The organism is Rhizobium sp. BK049 (genome assembly GCF_014193135.1).
Classification (GTDB): Bacteria; Pseudomonadota; Alphaproteobacteria; order Rhizobiales; family Rhizobiaceae; genus Rhizobium.
In genome coordinates, this window is sequence record NZ_JACHYV010000071.1 from 1 (window position 1) to 1,338 (window position 1,338).

1 protein-coding gene is annotated in these 1,338 nt (G+C 61.6%); it reads left to right on the forward strand.

Features of this window, described 5'->3' with window-relative positions; all coding sequences use genetic code 11:
* Nucleotides 1-105 precede the first annotated feature (105 nt).
* Complete coding sequence (locus tag FHT70_RS30055; RefSeq protein WP_246722059.1) at nt 106-1,284, forward strand: integrase core domain-containing protein; 1,179 nt, start codon at nt 106-108, stop codon at nt 1,282-1,284.
* The last annotated feature ends 54 nt before the right edge of the window (nt 1,285-1,338 follow it).

Sequence of the window (1,338 nt, forward strand, 5' to 3'; positions counted from 1 at the left end):
GGTACAGCCCGGGCTGATACCTGACAGAATGAACCGGGTTGATGGTCGACAAGTCATAGTGTGTCGGAGGGAGGGCTTCCGATGCCATTTGTGGAGACTTGTCGCATGGAAGAACGTGTTCGGATGCTGTCGGACTATGCTTTGGGGCACTGGAGTGTGAGAGATCTTTGCCGGCGCTCCGGTGTGAGCCGGGCTACATTTTACGCCTGGCGCAAACGGCAGATGAGCGGAGCGCCGGATTGGTTTGTCGATCGGTCGCATGGCACGGTTTCGTGCCCGCATCGCACGCCGTCAGCCCTTGCCGATGAGGTGATTGCGCTACGCCGGCGGTTTCCGCATATGGGGCCGCGCAAGCTGCTGGCGCTGTTGCAGCGCCAGTCGGCGCAGACCGCTTGGCCGGCGGCCTCGACGATCGGCGACATCCTCAAACGGGCAGGCCTTGTGGACACTGCCAAGCGGCGACGCAGGGCACTGGACCAAAGCCGGCCGTTCACCGAGGCAACACAAGCCAATGACGAATGGAGCGTGGACTTTAAGGGCTGGTTCCGCACCCGCGACCAACAACGCATCGATCCACTGACGATCAGCGACAGCTATAGCCGTTTTCTGATCGATGTCCAAATTGCTCCACAGACCATCGACGGCGTGCGGCCTGTCTTCGAACGAGCCTTTCGCACCCATGGGCTACCGTTTGCGATCCGCTGCGACAATGGTTCGCCTTTCGGCAGCCATGGGGCCGGCGGCCTGACCCGATTATCGACCTGGTGGATCAAGCTCGGCATCGAGGCGCACTTCATCTCGCCGGCATCGCCCCAGGAGAACGGCAGGCACGAGCGCATGCATCGTACTCTCAAGGCCCAGACATCCAAGCCACCGGCCGATAATGCCGGCCAACAGCAGGCCCGTTTCGATGCCTTTCGCCGGCACTACAATGAGGAGCGCCCGCATGAAGCGCTGGGTCAACGACCACCGGCCGATCTCTATCGACCCTGCCAGCCGCGTGTGATGCCCGAGCGTCTCGACGATCCCTGGTATGATGCCGATCATCAAGTGCGTCGCGTGCGAGACAGCGGTGAGATCAAATGGAAGGGAGGCCGACTCTTTGTCAGCGAAGCCCTTGCCGGCGAACTCGTCGGCCTGAGCGAGCTCGAAAACGGTGACCACGTCGTGCGCTTCTGCAACCGCGACATAGGCCTCATCGGCCCGGACGGACGCTTTCGTCGCTTCGCTCCGCCGCGACCGCCCGGGCCGATGAGGCCTAAAGCAGCACACACGACAGAATGAAAACTGTCAGGTATCATCCCGGTCCAAAATGTCGATCATCAACCCGGTCGTTCA